The 18,351-nt window shown below is 69.3% G+C and carries 15 protein-coding genes; 7 read left to right on the forward strand and 8 right to left on the reverse strand.

Annotated features, from left to right (window positions below; genetic code table 11):
• Positions 1-17 precede the first annotated feature (17 nt).
• From ABIE65_RS12735 to ABIE65_RS12745, 3 genes are read right to left on the reverse strand one after another with little or no spacing between them, the layout of a single operon-like run.
• A complete protein-coding gene (locus ABIE65_RS12735) occupies positions 18-1,136 on the reverse strand; it encodes an ABC transporter permease (RefSeq protein ID WP_354078111.1) in 1,119 nt (372 codons plus the stop codon).
• Complete coding sequence (gene rbbA / locus ABIE65_RS12740; protein ID WP_354078112.1) at positions 1,137-3,872, reverse strand: ribosome-associated ATPase/putative transporter RbbA; 2,736 nt, start codon at positions 3,870-3,872, stop codon at positions 1,137-1,139.
• 5 nt (positions 3,873-3,877) lie between these two features.
• The gene (locus tag ABIE65_RS12745) at positions 3,878-4,867 is read right to left on the reverse strand and encodes an HlyD family secretion protein (RefSeq protein WP_354078114.1); all 990 of its coding nucleotides are present in this window, start codon (positions 4,865-4,867) and stop codon (positions 3,878-3,880) included.
• Between the two features lie 237 nt (positions 4,868-5,104).
• Here ABIE65_RS12745 and ABIE65_RS12750 point away from each other — a divergent pair, with 237 nt between their 5' ends.
• From ABIE65_RS12750 to cysS, 3 genes are read left to right on the forward strand one after another with little or no spacing between them, the layout of a single operon-like run.
• Positions 5,105-6,766: an NAD+ synthase gene (locus ABIE65_RS12750; protein ID WP_354078115.1), complete on the forward strand. Its 1,662-nt coding sequence runs from the start codon at positions 5,105-5,107 to the stop codon at positions 6,764-6,766.
• A gap of 31 nt (positions 6,767-6,797) precedes the next feature.
• Positions 6,798-8,192 carry a glutamate--tRNA ligase gene (gltX, locus tag ABIE65_RS12755; protein WP_354078116.1) on the forward strand — a complete coding sequence of 465 codons (1,395 nt, stop codon included), beginning with the start codon at positions 6,798-6,800 and terminating at the stop codon, positions 8,190-8,192.
• Between the two features lie 11 nt (positions 8,193-8,203).
• Positions 8,204-9,580 carry a cysteine--tRNA ligase gene (cysS, locus tag ABIE65_RS12760; protein ID WP_354078118.1) on the forward strand — a complete coding sequence of 459 codons (1,377 nt, stop codon included), beginning with the start codon at positions 8,204-8,206 and terminating at the stop codon, positions 9,578-9,580.
• Between the two features lie 82 nt (positions 9,581-9,662).
• On the opposite strand, the gene ABIE65_RS12765 is transcribed toward cysS, so the two are convergent.
• The 5 genes from ABIE65_RS12765 to ABIE65_RS12785 all read right to left on the reverse strand — a co-directional run bounded on the left by ABIE65_RS12765 (position 9,663) and on the right by ABIE65_RS12785 (position 13,164).
• A complete protein-coding gene (locus ABIE65_RS12765; protein ID WP_354078119.1) occupies positions 9,663-10,535 on the reverse strand; it encodes a 3-hydroxybutyryl-CoA dehydrogenase in 873 nt (290 codons plus the stop codon).
• Positions 10,536-10,549: 14 nt separating this feature from the next.
• Positions 10,550-11,503: an electron transfer flavoprotein subunit alpha/FixB family protein gene (locus tag ABIE65_RS12770; protein ID WP_354078120.1), complete on the reverse strand. Its 954-nt coding sequence runs from the start codon at positions 11,501-11,503 to the stop codon at positions 10,550-10,552.
• Positions 11,503-12,252, reverse strand: coding sequence for an electron transfer flavoprotein subunit beta/FixA family protein (locus ABIE65_RS12775; protein WP_354078121.1), 750 nt, complete (start codon positions 12,250-12,252; stop codon positions 11,503-11,505). Before ABIE65_RS12775 ends, ABIE65_RS12770 begins: the two co-directional genes overlap by 1 nt.
• A 151-nt stretch (positions 12,253-12,403) precedes the next feature.
• The gene (locus ABIE65_RS12780; protein WP_354078122.1) at positions 12,404-12,967 is read right to left on the reverse strand and encodes a cob(I)yrinic acid a,c-diamide adenosyltransferase; all 564 of its coding nucleotides are present in this window, start codon (positions 12,965-12,967) and stop codon (positions 12,404-12,406) included.
• Positions 12,967-13,164 (reverse strand): twin transmembrane helix small protein, encoded by a 198-nt coding sequence (locus ABIE65_RS12785; RefSeq protein WP_354078124.1) that lies wholly within the window; start codon positions 13,162-13,164, stop codon positions 12,967-12,969. Before ABIE65_RS12785 ends, ABIE65_RS12780 begins: the two co-directional genes overlap by 1 nt.
• 89 nt (positions 13,165-13,253) lie before the next feature.
• Here ABIE65_RS12785 and ABIE65_RS12790 point away from each other — a divergent pair, with 89 nt between their 5' ends.
• The 4 genes from ABIE65_RS12790 (at position 13,254) to ABIE65_RS12805 (ending at position 18,345) form a co-directional block, all read left to right on the forward strand.
• Positions 13,254-14,501: an efflux RND transporter periplasmic adaptor subunit gene (locus tag ABIE65_RS12790; RefSeq protein WP_354078125.1), complete on the forward strand. Its 1,248-nt coding sequence runs from the start codon at positions 13,254-13,256 to the stop codon at positions 14,499-14,501.
• Positions 14,498-16,447: a MacB family efflux pump subunit gene (locus ABIE65_RS12795; protein ID WP_354078127.1), complete on the forward strand. Its 1,950-nt coding sequence runs from the start codon at positions 14,498-14,500 to the stop codon at positions 16,445-16,447. The genes ABIE65_RS12790 and ABIE65_RS12795 overlap by 4 nt, the downstream gene beginning before the upstream one ends.
• Positions 16,448-16,455: 8 nt before the next feature.
• On the forward strand, positions 16,456-17,871 hold the full coding sequence (locus ABIE65_RS12800; protein ID WP_354078129.1) for an efflux transporter outer membrane subunit: 1,416 nt from the start codon (positions 16,456-16,458) through the stop codon (positions 17,869-17,871).
• A 72-nt stretch (positions 17,872-17,943) separates the two neighbouring features.
• A complete protein-coding gene (locus tag ABIE65_RS12805; protein ID WP_354078131.1) occupies positions 17,944-18,345 on the forward strand; it encodes a nuclear transport factor 2 family protein in 402 nt (133 codons plus the stop codon).
• Positions 18,346-18,351 lie beyond the last annotated feature (6 nt).

Genomic DNA, 18,351 nt, shown 5'->3' on the forward strand with positions numbered 1-18,351 from the left:
AGGCACCGGGCCGTCGGTCAGCGCATCGCCGCGATGCTGCGCCGGAAGCGCAGGCCGGCGACGGTGAGGAAGGCCATGCCGATCACGGCGACCGCGAGGAATTCCGGCCAGACGAGGTCGAACCCGGCGCCGCGGTAGAGGATCGCCTGGGAGAAGCTGACGAAGTGGGTGGAGGCGACCGCCTGCATCAGGTGCTGCAGCAGTGCCGGCTGGCTCTCGATCGGCGTCATGCCGCCCGACAGCAGGTTCATCGGGAGCACGATCAGCATGAGCAGCAGGCCGAACTGCGGCATCGACCGGGCGATGGTCGCGAGGAATATGCCGATGGCCGACGAGGAGAAGAGGTAGAGCGCCACGCCGGACAGGAAGAGCGGGATCGAGCCGGCGATCGGGACGGCCAGGGCGCGTTCGACCACCAGCCAGAGCGACAGGGCGACGGCGACCAGGATGACGCCCGCATTCGCCCAGACCTTGGCCAGCATGATCTCGGACGGCGTCACCGGCATGACCAGCAGATGCTCGATCGTGCCGTGCTCGCGCTCGCGGATCAGCGCCGCACCGGTCAGGATGATCGAGAGCATGGTCACGTTGTTGATGATCTCCATCACGCCGGTGAACCAGCCGCTTTCCAGGTTCGGGTTGAACGCGATGCGCGTCTCCAGCCCGACGGGTGCCGCCGCGCTGCCGGTGCCGAGGAAGCGGGCGGCCTCCTGCGCAACGATGCTCTGGATGTAGCCGCTGCCGATGCCGGCCTGCATCATCGCGGTGGCGTCGATGTTCAGCTGGATCGCCGGCTGCCGCCCGGCGAGCGCGTCGGCCTGGAAGCGGGAGGGGATGACCATGACGAAGGTGTGGCGGCCCTTGTCGAGGCTGGGGTCGATCTCGGCGAAGGAGATCAGCTCCGGCGGCTGGAACTGCGGCGGGAGCAGCGCGTCGCGGATGCGCGCCGACAGCTGCGAGCGATCCTCGTCGACGATCGCGATCGAGGCGTTGTGCAGTTCGTGCGAGATGCCGGAGCCGGCGCCATACACGCCGAAGGAGAAGGCCCACAGGATCAGGACCAGCAGCACCGGGTCGGCGCGCAGGCTGTAGAGCTCCTTCACCCCGAGCCGCCAGATCGTCGCGAGGCGCGGCATTCAGCGCTCCTGTTTCGGCAGCAGCAGGGCGCTGGCGATCGCCAGCACCGGGAAGAACACGGCCAGCGCCAGCAGTTCGGGGATGAGATCGACGAGGCCGAGCGCCTTGGTGAAGGCGCCGACGCTCACCGACATGAAGTAGCTGGTCGGGAACACCTGGCCGATCAGTGCCGCCGACCCCTCCAGGGTCGAGACCGGCTGCGTCATTCCGGAGAACTGGGTCGCCGGCAGCATCGTGCCGATCGCCGTGCCGAACAGGGCGGCGAGCTGGCTGCGCGTGAAGGTCGAGATGACGAGGCCGATACCCGTGGTCGCGGCAACGTAGAGCAGCGCGCCCAGCGACAGGGCGATCAGGCTGCCCTTCACGGGCACGTCGAACACGAACAGCGCCATCAGCGTCATCGCCGCGAAGTTCGCCATGCCGATGGCGATGTAGGGCAGCTGCTTGCCGAGCAGGAACTCCAGGCGGGTCGTCGGCGTGACGTAGAGGTTGGTGATCGACCCCAGCTCGCGCTCGCGCACGACGCCCAGCGCCGTCAGGATCGCCGGGATGAACACCAGCAGGATGGCGATCGAGGCCGGCACCATGGCGTTGGTGCTCAGGAAGGCCTGGTTGTAGCGGTAGCGCGCCTCGACCGTGACGGCGCCCGTGGCGGGAACCTCGCCGCGCGTGCGCCGCGCCAGGTCCGTCAGGTAAGCCTGGTGCAGGCCTTCGACGTAGCCGCGGACCGTTTCCGCCCGGAAGGGCATGGCGCCGTCGACCCAGACCGAGACCTCCGGGTTCGCACCGCGTGTCAGGTCCCGACCGAATCCCGGCGGGATCTCGACCGCCAGCGTGATGTCGCCCGCCTGCATCCGGCGGTCCATCTCGGCGTGACTGTCGAGCGGCGGCTGCCGGGTGAAATAGCGCGAGGCGGAGTAGGCTTCGAGGTAGGTGCGGCTTTCGGGCGTGCGGTCGCGGTCGAGTGCCGCGAAGCGCAGATCCTCGACATCGAAGCTGATGCCGAAGCCGAGCACCAGCAGCAGCAATGCCGTGCCGAGGAAGGCGAAGGAGAGGCGGATGGGATCGCGCAGGATCTCCATCGACTCGCGCAGCGTGTAGGCCCAGAGGCGCCCCGGACTGAAGGCGCCGGGGGATTGATTGGAAACGACCCGTTCCGCCGCGGGCGCCGCGGCGGGCGCGGGCGTCGGCTCTTCGGACGGGGCTGCTTCGGCGGCGTCCTCCAGGGCTTCGATGAAGGCCTCCTCGAGGGAGTGCGCTCGCGACCGGCTCCGGATCTGCTCGGGGGTGCCGCTCGCCAGCACGCGGCCCGCATGCATCAGCGAGATGCGGTCGCAGCGGCCGGCCTCGTTCATGAAATGCGTGGAGATGAAGATCGTGACACCGTGCTCGCGCGACAGTTCTATCAGCAGCTCCCAGAAGCGATCTCGCGCGACGGGGTCCACGCCAGAGGTCGGTTCGTCGAGGATGAGCAGTTCGGGCTCGTGGATCACCGCGACCGCCAGCGACAGCCGCTGCCGCACGCCGAGCGGCAGGTCGCCGGCGCCCTGGTCCCGATAGGGCCGCAGCCCGAAGCGATCGAGCAGTTCGTCGATCCGCGCCCGCAGCCGGTCATCCGGAACCGAGAACAGCCGGCCGTGCAGGTCGAGATTCTGCAGGACGGAGAGCTCGCCGTAGAGCGAGAAGGATTGGGACATGTAGCCGACGCGCCGGCGTGCGGTCATGTCGTTCGGGCTGGCGTCGCGTCCGAACAGCTGGACCGATCCCTTCGTCGGCGGCAGGAGCCCGGTCAGCATCTTCATCGTCGTCGTCTTGCCGCAGCCGTTCGATCCGAGGAACCCGAAGATCTCGCCCCGCGGGATCTCGAAGCTGACATCGTCGACGGCGGTGAAGCTGCCGAAGCGAAGGGTCAGATGGTCGGCGACGATCGCCGGCGGCGAGTCGGTCTCCGGCCGCGGCGGCAGGACGACGGCGCGGTGACCGTCCCGCTGTTCCGCCGGCAGCAGCGCGACGAAGGCTGCTTCGATATCCGCGGCACCGGTCCGCTCGAGCAGGTCGGTCGGCGATCCGTCGGCGAGGATGCGCCCGCCGTTCATCGCGACGATCCGGCCGAATCGCTGTGCCTCGTCCATGTAGGCGGTGGTGACGATGACCGTCATGCCCGGCCGCTCCCGCCGGATGCCCTCGATCAGCTCCCAGAACTGGCGGCGGGAGAGTGGGTCGACACCCGTGGTCGGTTCGTCGAGGAGCAGCAGGTCGGGATCGTGGATCAGCGCGCAGCACAGGCCGAGCTTCTGCTTCATGCCGCCCGACAGCTTGCCCGCGGGCCGATCGGCGAATGAGGCGAGGCCCGTCGCCTGGAGCAGTTCGGCGACGCGCGCCCGCCGCTCCGGCCGGCCCTGTCCGAACAGGCGGCCGAAGAAGTGCAGGTTCTCGGCGACGCTCAGTTCCATGTAGAGGTTGCGGCCGAGGCCTTGCGGCATGTAGGCGATCCGCTCGCAGACGGCGGTCCGGTGGCCGGTGTCCGCCATGTCGCCGCCGAGCACGCCGATCCGCCCGGTCTGGCGTCGCCGCGCGCCGGCGATCAGGGCCATCAGCGTCGACTTGCCGACGCCGTCGGGCCCGACCAGCGCCATCGCCTCGCCCGTCCGCACGGACAGGGACACGTCCTCCAGCGCCACGGTGCGGCCGTAGCGCTGGCCGACGCCCTGCAGGTCGACGGCGATATCGGTCATGCCGCTCAGCCCTGCGGCGGCAGCCGGATCGCGAGCCGTTCGGGCCAGGGGCCGCCTTGCCCGAGTTCGACATAGGCCGTGCCGGGCAACCCCGTCTTCACCTGATCCTCGTAGCGGCGGAGGAGGTCCGGCGGGATCCGGACCTTCACCCTGAACATCAGCTTCTCCCGCTCGGACCGGGTCTCCACCTGCTTCGGCGTGAACTGCGCCTCGGGCGAAACGAACGAGACTTCGCCCGGTATGACGTAGTCCGGGGCCGCGTCCAGGACGATGCGCGCCTCGGCCCCCACGGCGATCCGGCCGACCTCTCCCGTCGGCAGGAAAATGATCATGTGCACGTCGGTGAGATCCAGGATGGAGACCACCTTGCCGCCGGCGGCCAACACCTCGCCCGGCTCGGTCAGACGGTAGAGAACCCGTCCGGCACGCGGCGACCGGACGACCGCCTCGGCCAGTTCGGCCTTGATCTGGCGGACGTTCGCCTCGGCAGCCTCGATACTCCGTTCCGCCGTGGCGACCCTGGCACGCGCCGCCTGGAGCGCGGCGCGGCCGGACTCCTGCTGCGCCCGCTGCTGATCCAGCCGTTCGCGCGTCGCATAGCCCTTGGCGATCAGGCTCTCGGTGCGTGCGAGTTCCTGTCCTGCGAGGCGCAGGTCGGCTTCCGCCTTCACCACCCCGGCCTGTGCCTCGGCGCGTGCCTCGTTGGCGCGGGCGAGTTCGGCCTGCAGGGCGGCGAGCCGCGCCTCGACCTCCGCCGTGTCCATCCGTGCCACGATCTGGCCCGCCGCCACCATTTCGCCCTCCCGGACGAGGACCTCCATCACGCGACCGCCATACTTGGCGGCGACGTGCGCCTCTTCGGCTTCGATCCGCCCGTTGGCGAACGCGAGGTAAGGGGGAAGCTCGTCCTGCCGTGCCTGCCATAGAGACCATCCGCCCGCCGCGACGAGCGCGACGACGCACAGCAGGACGACCGGACGGACGATGGACTTCATGCCGCTTCCTTCAACGGGTGCCTGCAGGATGGAAAGGATGAACGAAGTCGGATTGAGGTGGGTCAACCGGCCGGCCGTCGGCTCCGTCCCGACCCCGCAACCACAGTATCATGCTCCGCGTCCTCCCCGCCGCCCGGCATTCCGTCGCGACGATGACGTAGCCTTCGCGCTGGGGCATTGTTCACCCTATCTTGTGACAGTGGCCGTAACCGGCCGCCCGGCGAATTCGGAACGACGATGACCGACCAACTCGCGATAGCGCTCGCACAGATCAACCCGACCGTCGGCGACGTTCCGGGCAACGCCGACCGTGTCCGGGCGGCGCGGCGTCGTGCCGCCGAACTCGGCGCCGACCTGGTGCTCTGCACCGAGCTCTGCATCTCCGGCTATCCGCCGGAGGACCTGGTCCTGAAGCCGTCCTTCCAGGAAGCCTGCATGGCCGCGGTGCGGACGCTGGCGGCCGAGACGGCTGACGGTGGACCGGCACTGCTGGTCGGCTCGCCCTGGGTCGAGAACGGGACGCTGCACAATGCGGTGCTGCTGCTCGACGGCGGCTCCATCGCGTCCACCCGGTTCAAGGTCGACCTGCCGAACTATGGTGTCTTCGACGAGAAGCGCGTGTTCGTGCCGGGCCCGATGCCCGGGCCGATCGCCTTCCGCGGCGTGCGGCTGGGCGTGCCGATCTGCGAGGACATCTGGACGTCCGCGGTCGTCGAGTGCCTGGAGGAGACGGGCGCGGAGATCCTGCTGGTCCCGAACGGGTCGCCGTTCGAGGCCGACAAGACCGACGTGCGGATCAACCTCGCGGTGGCGAGGGTGACCGAGACGGGGCTGCCGCTCGCCTATGTCAACCAGGTCGGCGGCCAGGACGAGTTGGTGTTCGACGGCGCGTCCTTCGTCGTCAATGCCGACCGCAGCCTTGCGGCGCAGCTGCCCGCCTTCCGCGAATGCGTGGTGCTGACGCGCTGGCGGCGCCAGGGCGAGGGCTGGCGCTGCTACGATGCGCCCATCGTCGAGACGCCGGAAGGGCTGGAGGCGATCTACGAGACGATGGTCCTCGGCCTGCGCGACTATGTGAACAAGAACCGCTTCCCGGGCGTCCTGATCGGCCTTTCCGGCGGCATCGACTCCGCCATCACGGCGGCCGTGGCGGTCGACGCCTTGGGCAGCGACCGCGTGCGCTGCGTCATGATGCCGTCGCCCTATACGTCGCAGTCCAGCCTGGACGACGCCGCCGCCGCCGCGGAAGCGCTCGGGGTTATGTACGACACGATCAACATCGGTCCGGCGATGGAAGCATTCCGCACGATGCTCGGCGGCGTGTTCGAGGGCCGTGCGGAAGATACGACGGAGGAGAACATCCAGGCCCGGTCCCGTGGCCTCACGCTGATGGCGATGTCGAACAAGTTCGGCGCCATGGTGCTGAGCACCGGGAACAAGTCGGAGATGTCGGTCGGCTACGCGACGCTCTACGGCGACATGTGCGGCGGCTACAACGTGCTGAAGGACGTCTACAAGACGACCGTCTTCGCGTTGTCGGACTGGCGCAACCGCAGCTGGCGCGACGGCTTCCTCGGGCCGAAGGGGCGGGTCATCCCGCAGAACATCATCGACAAGCCGCCGAGCGCCGAGCTGAAGCCGGACCAGAAGGACCAGGATACGCTGCCGCCCTACGACGCGCTGGACGACATCCTGCAGGGCCTGATCGAGGGCGAGCAGTCTATCGAGCAGATCGCGGCGCGCGGCCACGAGGCGGCGACGGTGCAGCGCATCTGGCGCATGGTCGACATCGCCGAATACAAGCGGCGCCAGGCGCCTCCGGGCGTGAAGATCACCCGCCGCGCCTTCGGCCGCGACCGGCGCTATCCCATCACCAACGGCTACCGGGGCAGCGTGTGAGACGGATGCCGCTCACCGACGGAGGTTCGGGGTGACCGTCCGCGTCCGCTTCGCACCCAGCCCGACCGGGCTGCTGCACGTCGGCAACGCGCGGGTGGCGCTCGTCAACTGGCTGTTCGCGCACGCCCGCGGCGGCGCGTTCCTGCTGCGCCTCGACGACACCGACACCGAGCGCGGCACCGACGCCTTCGCGCAGGCGATCGAGGACGACCTCCACTGGCTCGGCATCGGCTGGGATGCGTTCGCCCGGCAGTCCGACAGGACCGACCGCTATCGCGACGCCTTCGAGCGCCTGCGCGCCGCCGGCCGCCTCTACGCCTGCTACGAGACGCCGGAGGAGCTGGAGTTCAAGCGTCGGCGGCAGATGGCGCGCGGCGAGCCGCCGCGCTACGACCGCGCCGGCCTCTCGATGACCGAGGCGGAGCGCGAGCGCTATCGCGCCGCCGGGCACGAGCCCTACTGGCGGTTCCTGCTCGAGGACGGCGACATCGCCTGGACGGACCTGATCCGCGGGCCCGTCCATTTCGAGGGCCGGCACCTCAGCGACCCCGTCCTGTTCCGCGCCGACGGGCGCCCGCTCTACACGCTCTGCTCGGTGGTGGACGATATCGACCTGGGGATCACCCATGTGATCCGCGGCGAGGACCATGTCGCCAACACCGCGGTACAGCTGCAGCTGGCGGCCGCACTCGGCGCCGACCCCGGTGCCTTCGCCTTCGCGCACATGCCGCTGCTGGCCGACGTGTCCGGCGCGCCCTTGTCGAAACGCCTGGGCAGCCTGTCGCTGCGCCAGCTGCGCGACGAGGGGATCGAGCCGATGGCGCTCGCCGGACTGCTCGCGCGGATCGGCACGCCGGATCCGGTGGAGGCGGTCGACCGGCTCGAAGACCTGCTGCCCGGCTTCGACCTTGCCCGCTTCGGCCGTGCGACCCCGCGGTTCGACCGGGACGAACTCGGGCGCCTCAATGCGGCGCTGTTGCAGCGGATGCCCTACGAGGCGGTCGAGGACCGCCTGACAGCGCTCGGCATGGACGATTTCGGCGCGAGACTCTGGCTCGCCGTCCGCGCGAACATCTCGACCCTCGCCGAGGCGGGCGACTGGTACCGCATCTGCCGCGGCGACCTCGAGATAGAGCGGCAGGAGGAGGGGTTTCTGGCCGAGGCCGCCAAGCTCCTGCCGGATGAGCCGTGGGACGGCGAGACGTGGGCGGCGTGGACCGCGCGGGTACGGGATGCCACCGAGCGGCGGGGCCGCAACCTGTTTCGTCCGCTCCGGCTGGCCCTGACCGGCCGCGAGCACGGGCCGGAGATGAGTGCCCTGCTGCCGGAGATCGGGCGCACGCGCGCCCTGTACCGCCTCGTCGGCCGGGAATCGGCGGTGGCGGGCGGCGGCGTCGTCGTGCCGCTGGGACGCAAGAAGAGCTGAAGGGAAGCCTCGTGGCGCTGGTTCTGCACAACACCCTGACCCGGGTGAAGGAAACATTCGAGCCGATCGACCCGCAGCATGTCCGCATGTATGTCTGCGGGCCCACCGTCTACGACTTCGCCCATATCGGAAACGCGCGGCCCGTGGTCGTCTTCGACGTCCTCTACCGGCTGTTGCAGCGGCGCTACCCCCGGGTCACCTACGTCCGCAACATCACCGACGTCGACGACAAGATCAACGCGGCGGCGCGCGAGAGCGGCCGCACCATCCGCGAGATCACGGAGGGCACCGCCAAGGCCTTCCACGAGGACATGGCGGCGCTCGGCGCACTCGAGCCGGACGTCGAGCCGCGCGCGACCGAGCATATCGCGCAGATGGTCGCGATGATCGGCAAGCTGATCGAGGGCGGCCACGCCTATGCCGCCGAGGGGCACGTCCTGTTCAACGTGCCGTCCATGCCGGACTACGGCCGCCTGTCGCGGCGCAACCGCGACGACATGGTCGCCGGCGCGCGGGTCGAGGTGGCGCCCTACAAGCGCGATCCGGCGGACTTCATCCTGTGGAAGCCGTCCGACGCCGAGACGCCCGGCTGGGACAGCCCGTGGGGCAGGGGACGCCCCGGCTGGCACATCGAATGCTCGGCGATGAGCGAGGCCTACCTGGGCGAGACGTTCGACATCCACGGGGGCGGTGCCGACCTGATCTTCCCGCACCACGAGAACGAGGTGGCGCAGAGCGTCTGCGCGCACGGCGGAAAGCCCTTCGTGCGCTACTGGGTGCACAATGGCTGGGTGATGGTCGAGGGCGAGAAGATGTCGAAGTCGCTCGGCAACTTCTTCACCGTGCGCGACCTGCTGGGCGAGCATCCGGGCGAGGCGATCCGCCTGACGTTGCTCTCCGCGCACTATCGCCAGCCGCTCGACTTCACCAAGGACCTGCTCGCCCAGTCGAAGCAGGCGCTCGACCGCTTCTACCTGGCGCTGCGCGACCAGCCGGAAGCGGAGGCGGATCCGGCGCTGCTGGCGCCGATCGAGGCGGCGCTCGACGACGATCTGAATACGCCGGCCGCGATCGCCGCACTGCACGACCTGACCACCCGCCTCAACAAGGCGCGCGACCACGAGAAGCCGGGTCTCGCCGCAGCACTACGGGCCGCCGGCGGTCTGCTCGGCCTGCTCGACGCCGATCCGGAGCGCTGGCTGCGCGGGGAGGGAACCGCCACCGCAGGCGGCCCGACCCCCGAGGAGATCGAGGACCTGATCGTCCGCCGCCGCGACGCCCGCAAGGCGAAGGACTTCGCCGAGGCCGACCGCATCCGCGACAGCCTGGCGGCGCAGGGCGTGCTGCTGGAGGATTCGCCGCAGGGAACGACGTGGCGGCGGTCGTAGGGCGGGCGGTCTTCAGGTTGCTATAGGCACAAAAAAGGGGCCGATCACACGGCCCCTTTTTCATTCGTCCAGCTGGTACGGCCTACCGCGTCGGGATCGGGTCCGGGCCGTTGTAGTCGTAGAAGCCGCGGTTGGTCTTTCGGCCGAGCCAGCCGGCCTCGACATATTTCACCAGGAGCGGGCAGGGGCGGTACTTGCTGTCGGCGAGGCCCTCGTACAGCACCTGCATGACCGACAGACAGACGTCCAGGCCGATGAAGTCCGCCAGCTCGAGCGGGCCCATCGGATGGTTCGCGCCCAGCTTCATCGCCATGTCGATCGAATCGACCGAGCCGACGCCCTCGTACAGGGTGTAGACGGCTTCGTTGACCATCGGCAGCAGGATGCGGTTCACGATGAAGGCGGGGAAATCCTCCGCCGCCACCGGATGCTTACCCATCCGCAGCGACAGTTCGCGCACCTCTTCGAAGGTGGCGTCGTCGGTGGCGATGCCCCGGATCAGCTCGACCAGGAGCATCACCGGAACCGGGTTCATGAAGTGCATGCCCATGAACCGGCTCGGCCGATCGGTCGCCGCCGCGAGACGGGTGATCGAGATCGAGGAGGTATTGGTCGCCAGCAGGGCGTCGTCGCGCAAATGCGGGATCAGGGACTTGAAGATGTCCCGCTTGACCGCTTCCTTCTCCGTCGCCGCCTCGATCACGAGGTCGCAGTCGCCGAAGTCGGCAAAGTTCGTCGTGATCTTGATCTGATCGACGGTCTTGGCCTTGGTGTATTCGTCGATCACGCCACGCCGGAGCTGGCGGTCCAGATTATGACCGATCTTCTCCAGCGCGGCGCGCAGCCGATCCTCGGAAACGTCGGCCATCCGGACCTCGCACCCCGCGAGGGCCGCGACGTGGGCGATGCCGTGTCCCATCTGCCCGGCGCCGACGACTCCGATACGTTCGATCATCTGCTGGTGGTTCCTTACGAACTGGCTTTGACGTGCTTGCCGATCTCGGCGGTCAGTTCCGGCACGACCTGGAACAGGTCGCCGACGAGGCCGTAGTCGGCGACCTGGAAGATCGGCGCCTCTTCGTCCTTGTTGATCGCGACGATGACCTTGGAGTCCTTCATCCCGGCGAGATGCTGGATCGCACCGGAGATGCCGACCGCGACGTACAGCTGCGGCGCCACGACCTTGCCGGTCTGGCCGACCTGATAGTCGTTCGGCACGTAGCCCGCGTCGACCGCGGCGCGCGACGCACCGACCGCCGCACCCAGGGTGTCGGCCAGCTCTTCCAGGATCTTGAAGTTCTCTCCGCTGCCCATGCCGCGGCCGCCCGAGACGATGCGCTGGGCACCGGCGAGTTCGGGACGCGCCGACTTGCTCAGCTCGCGGCTGACGAAGGAGGACAGGCCGGCATCGCCGCCGCCGGAGACGCTCTCGACGGTGGCGGAGCCGCCTTCGGCCGCCGCCGGCTCGAAGGCCGTGCCGCGCACGGTGATGACCTTCTTCTCGTCCGACGACTGGACGGTCGCCAGCGCGTTGCCGGCATAGATCGGCCGGACGAAGGTGTCGGGCGACTCGACGCCGGAGATCTCCGACAGCATCGACACATCCAGCAGCGCCGCGGCGCGCGGGGTGTAGTTCTTGCCGTTGGTGGTCGCAGGCGCGAGGATGTGCGTGTAGCCGGGTGCAAGATCCACCAGCAGCTTGGCCACGTTCTCGGCCAGCATGTTCTCGAACGCGGCATCGTCCGCGACGAGGACCTTGGTCACGCCGGCGACCTTCGCGGCAGCTTCGCCGGCCCCGCTGCAGTCCTTGCCGGCGATCAGGACGTGGACGTCCTTGTCGATCTGCGTGGCGGCGGTCACGACGTTGCGCGTGACGGCCTTCAGCTGGCCCTGTGTGTGCTCAGCGACGACGAGGACGCTCATCAGATCACCTTCGCTTCGTTCACGAGCTTCTCGACGAGCTCCTGGACAGTCTTCACCTTGCCGCCGCCCTGGCGCTTCGGCGGCTCGGCCACCTTGATCACCTTGAGGCGGGGCGTGATGTCGGCGCCGAGATCCTCGGGCGACATCTCCTCGATCGGCTTCTTCTTCGCCTTCATGATGTTCGGCAGCGACGCGTAGCGCGGCTCGTTCAGGCGCAGGTCGGTGGTGACGATCGCCGGAAGCTTGATCTTCACCGTCTCCAGGCCGCCGTCGACCTCACGCGTGACGGTCGCTTCCTCGCCCGACACCTCGACGATCGAGGCGAAGGTGGCCTGGCTCCAGCCGAGCAGGCCCGCGAGCATCTGGCCGGTCTGGTTGCAGTCGTCGTCGATCGCCTGCTTGCCCAGGATGATGAGCTGCGGCTGTTCCTTCTCGGCGATGGCCTTCAAGGCCTTCGCCACGCCGAGCGGCTCGGTCGGCTGATCGGTCTTCACCAGGATGCCGCGGTCGGCACCCATGGCGAGCGCGGTGCGGATCGTCTCCTGGCACTGCTGCACGCCGATCGACACGGCGATGACTTCGCTCGCCGTGCCTTTTTCTTTCATCCGCACGGCCTCTTCGACGGCGATTTCGTCGAAGGGATTCATGGACATCTTGACGTTCTGCGTCTCGACGCCGCTGCCGTCAGGCTTTACGCGGACCTTGACGTTGTAGTCGATCACCCGCTTGACGGGCACCAGGACCTTCATGAGCGACCTGCCTGCTGCTGCGGTATTTAAGGCTTCATCGGGAGCCCGGTCTTAGTTGCGAGACACTAGCGTGTCAAGGCGATGGACCGGAAATGTCCGTGCCTGTGGCCACGCCGGGCGGTCTCGCGGCGAATGCCGGGGCGGGTCGGGGTCAGCGGTTCGCCCCCGGCTTCCAAAGAACGTCACCGGCACCGTTTCCGTTCACCCGCCGCGCGAGCACGAACAGGTGATCGGACAGGCGGTTGATGTAACGCAGTGCCGCCGGGTTGATCGGCTCGTGCGTCGCGAGCTTCGTCATCAGGCGCTCGGCGCGGCGCGCCACGGCCCGCGCCATGTGCAGATGCGCCGCTGCGGCTGTACCGCCCGGCAGGATGAACGATTTGAGCGGCGCCAGGTCGGCGTTCATCGCGTCGATTTCCTGCTCCAGCCGGTCGACCTGGCTGTCGACGATCCGCAGGGCCGTCGCCTTCCGTTCCTCCTGCTCCGGAGTGCACAGGTCGGCACCCAGGTCGAACATGTCGTTCTGGATGCGATCCAGCATGGCGTCGGCGTCGTCGGTCGTGTGCAGCCGGGCCAGCCCGATGATGCAGTTCGCCTCGTCGACGGTGCCGTACGAGGCGACGCGCAGGTCGTGCTTCGGGACGCGGCGGCCGGTGCCGAGCGACGTGTCGCCCTTGTCGCCGCCGCGCGTGTAGATGCGGGTCAGCTGGACCATCAGCGGCCCACCACGAACATCAGGAATCCGAGCAACAGAATGGCGGCTGCCTGGAGCATCACGCGCCACTGCATCAGCTTGTTGCTGTGGCGGCGATTGAAGTCGCCGCCGCGGATCATCGCCACCATTCCGACGGCAAGAACCCCGAGGGTGGCGACCGCGAAGACGATCACGAGAATGGGGAGAAGCGTGTTCATGCCCGGTATATATAGCGCCGCGCATACTCGTTCCACTCGCCGGCCCGTCGGCCGGCACGGATGCGTCCTGGTACTGGAAGCGGCTCGAGTTGAAAAAGCTTCTCCTTCTCATCTTGGTGGCCGGCGCGGCAGCCGCCGGAGCGGGGTTCTGGTGGTTCTCCAAGGCGGAGGATGCGACCACCCAGCTGGCGACCGTGGCGGTTTCCCGCGGCGATCTGGAGGATGCGGTGACCGCGCTCGGCGCGCTGCAGCCGCGTGACTATGTCGACGTCGGCACGCAGGTGTCGGGACAACTGCGGAAGATCCACGTCGACATCGGCGACGAAGTGAAGCAGGGGGACCTGCTCGCCGAACTCGATCCGGCCGTCTACGTCTCGCGCGTCGAGGCGGACCGCGCGTCCCTCGACAACCTCCGGGCGCAGCGCGAGGAGCGAATCGCCCAGCGGCGCCTCGCCGACCAGCAGTTCCGCCGCCAGTCCGGCCTGATGAAGGCGAAGGCGACCAGCGAGGAGGCGTATCAGAGCGCCGAGGCGGCGCTGAAGGTGGCCGACGCGCAGATCGCGGCGATCACCGCCCAGATCGCCCAGACCGAATCCAACCTGCGCGGCAACGAGGCGAACCTCGGCTACACGAAGATCTATGCCCCGATGACCGGAACGGTCGTCTCGGTCAGCGCGCGCCAGGGGCAGACGCTGAACGCCAACCAGTCGGCGCCGATCGTCCTGCGCATCGCGGACCTCGACACGATGACCGTCTGGACGCAGGTGTCGGAGGCCGACATCGGCCGCCTGGAGATCGGCATGCCGGCCTATTTCACGACGCTCGGCTATGGCGACCGGCGCTGGGGCGGCAAGCTGCGCCAGGTCCTGCCGACGCCCGAGGTGGTCAACAACGTCGTGCTCTACAACGCGCTGTTCGACGTCGCCAATCCCGGCCAGGTGCTGAAGCCGCAGATGACGGCGCAGGTCTTCTTCGTCCGCGCATCGGCGCAGGACGTGCTGACCGTGCCGGTGGCGGCACTGCAGTCGGGCGGGCGCCGCGGCGGCCGCCGCGAAGGCGGCGGTGACGCGCAAGGTTCGCGGGCCGAAGGTCAGCCCGGCGGACAGCGTGGCGGCTCCGGAGACGGTTCGGCGGGGGCAGGAGGCGGTACACCGGCGCGCGTCCAGGTCGTCCGTGCCGACGGATCGATCGAGGAGCGCCGCGTCACGGTCGGCGTCAGGACGCGGATCGCGGCGGAAGTGAAGTCCGGCCTGGAAGAGGGCGAACGGGTCGTGGTGCTGAGCGAGCCGGCAGGACCGCAGCGGCCGCAGCGCCGGCCACCGGGCCCGCGCCTGTGAACGCGCCCCTCGGCACTGCCGTCATCGAACTGCGCGAGGTCCGCAAGAGCTTCAGCCGCGGCGCCCTGTCGGTCGACGTGCTGCACGGCGTGTCGCTGCGCATCGATGCGGGCGAGTTCGTCGCGATCATGGGGACGTCGGGGTCGGGCAAGACGACCCTGATGAACATCCTCGGCTGCCTCGATCGCCCTACCAGCGGCCAGTATCTGTTCGCGGGCGAAGACGTCGCCGGGTTCGACCGCGACCGGCTCGCCGACCTGCGCAGCCGGTCCTTCGGCTTCGTCTTCCAGCAATACAACCTGCTCGCCAATGCGACGGCCGTCGAGAATGTCGAGGTACCGTCGATCTATGCGGGCACGGCGCCGGCGGCACGGCGCGCGCGTGCGTCGGCACTGCTGGGCCAGCTGGGGCTCGGAGAGCGCCTGGACCACCGGCCGAGCCAGCTGTCGGGCGGCCAGCAGCAGCGGGTGTCGATCGCCCGCGCATTGATGAACGGCGGCAAGGTCATCCTGGCCGACGAGCCGACCGGCGCCCTCGACACGCGCAGCGGCCGGGAGGTGCTCGATCTCCTGAAGCAGCTCAACGCCGACGGCCACACGATCATCCTGATCACGCACGATCCCGCCGTCGCCGCGGAGGCGCACCGCCAGATCCGCATCACCGACGGGCGCATCGTCGAGGACAAGGGCACCAAGACGATCGGCGAGCGGGCCCAGATGCCGACGGCCAGGGGAGCGGCGCGGCCGGCGCTGCTGCTGTCCGAACTGGGCGAGGCGGTTCGCATGGCGTTCCGCTCCCTGCGCGCCAACCTCTACCGCACGCTGCTGACGCTGCTCGGCATCGTCATCGGCGTGGGTGCGGTGATCGCCATGCTCGCCATCGGCAACGGTGCGAAGCGCGAGGTGCTGAGCAGCATCCAGGCGATGGGCAGCGACCTGCTGATCGTGCGGCCCGGCGCGCCGAACGTGCGCGGCTCCGGCGGCGTGGCGACGCTGGTGCCCGACGATGCCGCCGAGATCCGCAACCTGCCCAACGTGGCGTCGGCGGCGCCTGAGATCGGCGGTTCGGTCACCCTGCGCTACGGCGGGCGGGACTACCAGACGACGGCCACGGCCACGTCGCCCGACTATGCCGAGGCGCGCGACTGGCGAGCGGCGACCGGCGTGTTCTTCTCCGACGAAGACATGCGGACCTATGCGCCCGTCGTTGCGCTCGGGCAGACGGTCGTTAAGGCGCTCATGCCCGAGGGCGGCGACCCCGTCGGCAAGTATGTCCTGGTCAACAACATCCCCTTTCTCGTGGTCGGCACGATGACGGCCAAGGGCGCCACGAGCTGGGGCACCGACATGGACGATGTCGCCTTCGTGCCGCTGACGACCGGCAGTCTGCGCATCTTCGGCCAGCGCCACCTGCGCACCATCACCGTCCAGGTGGAGGACGGCACCCGGATCGGCGAGACGGAGAAGGCGATTCAGGCGCTGCTGCTGGCGCGGCATCGCACGGTGGACTTCCAGATCCGCAACATGGCGTCGCTGATCGATACGATATCGGAGACGCAGAACACGCTGACGGTACTGCTCGGCTCCATCGCCGCCATCTCGTTGCTGGTCGGCGGCATCGGCGTGATGAACATCATGCTGGTCACCGTGACCGAACGGACGCGCGAGATCGGCATCCGCATGGCGACCGGCGCGCGCACCATCCACATCCTGCTGCAGTTCCTGACCGAGGCGCTGGTCGTGTGCGGCATCGGCGGCCTGCTCGGCGTCGTCGGTGGGCTCGGGACGGCGTGGGTGCTCGCCTATTTCGGCCAGTCGATCGAGTATTCGCTGGCGCCGGTGGTCTTCGCCTTCGCCTCCGCCTTCCTCACCGGCCTGCTGTTCGGCTTCATGCCGGCGCGCAAGGCCGCCCATCTCGACCCTGTCGTCGCGCTGTCGACGGACTGAGATCCCCGATGATCCCCTACCGTATCCTGGCGTCGGCGACGCTCCTGCTCACCGCGGCCGCCTGCAGCATCGCGCCGGATGCGCGGCCGCCCCGGGCGCCGGCGCCTGCGGCGTGGCGGATAGTCGCCGCACCGGTGGCGGCATCCGAACCGGCGGCGGCCGTCGCGGCCGACTGGTGGCGCGCCTTCGGCAGCCCTGAACTCGTCCGGGTGGTCGAGGCGGCGCGCCGCAACAATCCCGACCTGGAGGCGGCGGTCCAGCGGATTGCCCAGGCGACCGCGGACGTCCGCGCCGCTGGTGCGAGCCTGCTGCCCACCGTCGACGGCATCGGCTCCGCCTCGCGCAGCGGCGGGGGCGGCGGCGGCTCGGGCAGCTTCCTCTCCTCCTGGGGCAACAACTTTCAGCTCGCCCTCGATGCCAGCTACGAGGTCGACCTCTGGGGCGTGAACCGCACCGCGGTGGCTGCCGCCCGCGCCCGCGTCGCCGCGAGCCGGTTCGACCGCGACGCCGTGGCGCTGACCCTCGCCGCCGACACGGCCGACGCCTGGCTGCAGTATGCCGCGCTCGGCGACCAGATCCGCAGCGCGCGCAGCACGCTGGAGATCGCCCGGCGCATCCTGGAGGTGGTCGAGGCGCGCGGCCGGTTCGGCGCCATCTCGCCGCTTGAGCTGGCGCAGCAGCGCGGTGCCGTCGCCAGCATCGAGGCGGCCATTCCCGACCTGGAGCGCCAGCGCGCGATCACCCTCAACGGCCTCGCGCGCCTCGCCGGGGAGCCGCCGTCGGCCTTCGACACCACGGCGCCGAGCCTGTCCGAGATCGCGCTGCCCGTGCCGGCACCGGGGCTTCCGTCGGAACTGCTGGCGCGCCGCCCCGACATCGCCCGTGCCGAGGCCCAGCTGGTCGCCGCCGATGCCGACATCGTCGCCGCCCGCGCCGCCTTCTACCCCAGCATCCGCCTGACCGCCGGCGGCGGCACGTCGAGCGACGAACTCGCCTCGCTGTTCCGGCCGGAAGCCTTCTTCGCCAACCTCGCCGCCGGTCTGACCGCACCGATCTTCCAGGGCGGGCGACTGGAGGCGGACCTGGAACGGAGCCGCGCGCAGTACGCCGAACTGACCGCGAACTACCAAGCGGCGGTGATCGACGCCTTCACCGACGTCGAGGACGCGCTCGCGGCGGCGACGTTCCTGCAGACCGTCGAGGCGGCCCAGACGCGCGCCGCCGAGGAAGCGCGGGAGGCCTACCGGCTCGCCGAGATCCAATATCGCGCCGGTGCGATCGACCTGCTGACCGTGCTCGACACCCAGCGCAGCGTCCTCAACGCCGAGGACACCCTGATCCGCACCCGTCTCGCCCGCCTGAGCGCCGCGGTGGCGCTCTACACCGCCCTCGGCGGCGGCTGGACGGCGGCGGATGCGGGCTGATGCGATGGAATTTCTGACCCAGACGCGCCCACATCTGCTTTGCTTGCGAGGTTCGTCCGGAAGGAGCCTGAAATGAACGCACATCCCGAAGTGGCGGCCGGCGGAGACGTCGAGCGCGCCGCGATCGAAGCCGTCGTCGCGACCTATCTCGACGGTCTCTACGAGGGCGACGCCGACAAGCTCGCGGCGGCCTTCCATCCGACCAGCGCGTTGGCCCAGGTCCGGGACGGCCAGCTAGACGTGACCCCACGCGACGCATGGCTGGAGGCCGTCCGCAACCGCCCCTCGCCGAAAGCCAGCGGCCTCCCGCGCTCGGACGAGATCCTGACGATCGAGGTCGCCGGACCGACCATGGCCTTCGTGAAACTGCGCTGCGCGATCCCGCCGCGGTACTTCACGGACCAGCTGTCATTGCTGAAGATCGACGGCCGCTGGCAGGTCGCCCAGAAGGTGTTCCAGGCAGAGACGCGCTGATCGCAA

Origin of the sequence: Constrictibacter sp. MBR-5 (assembly GCF_040549485.1) — a bacterium.
GTDB lineage: Bacteria > Pseudomonadota > Alphaproteobacteria > JAJUGE01 > JAJUGE01 > Constrictibacter.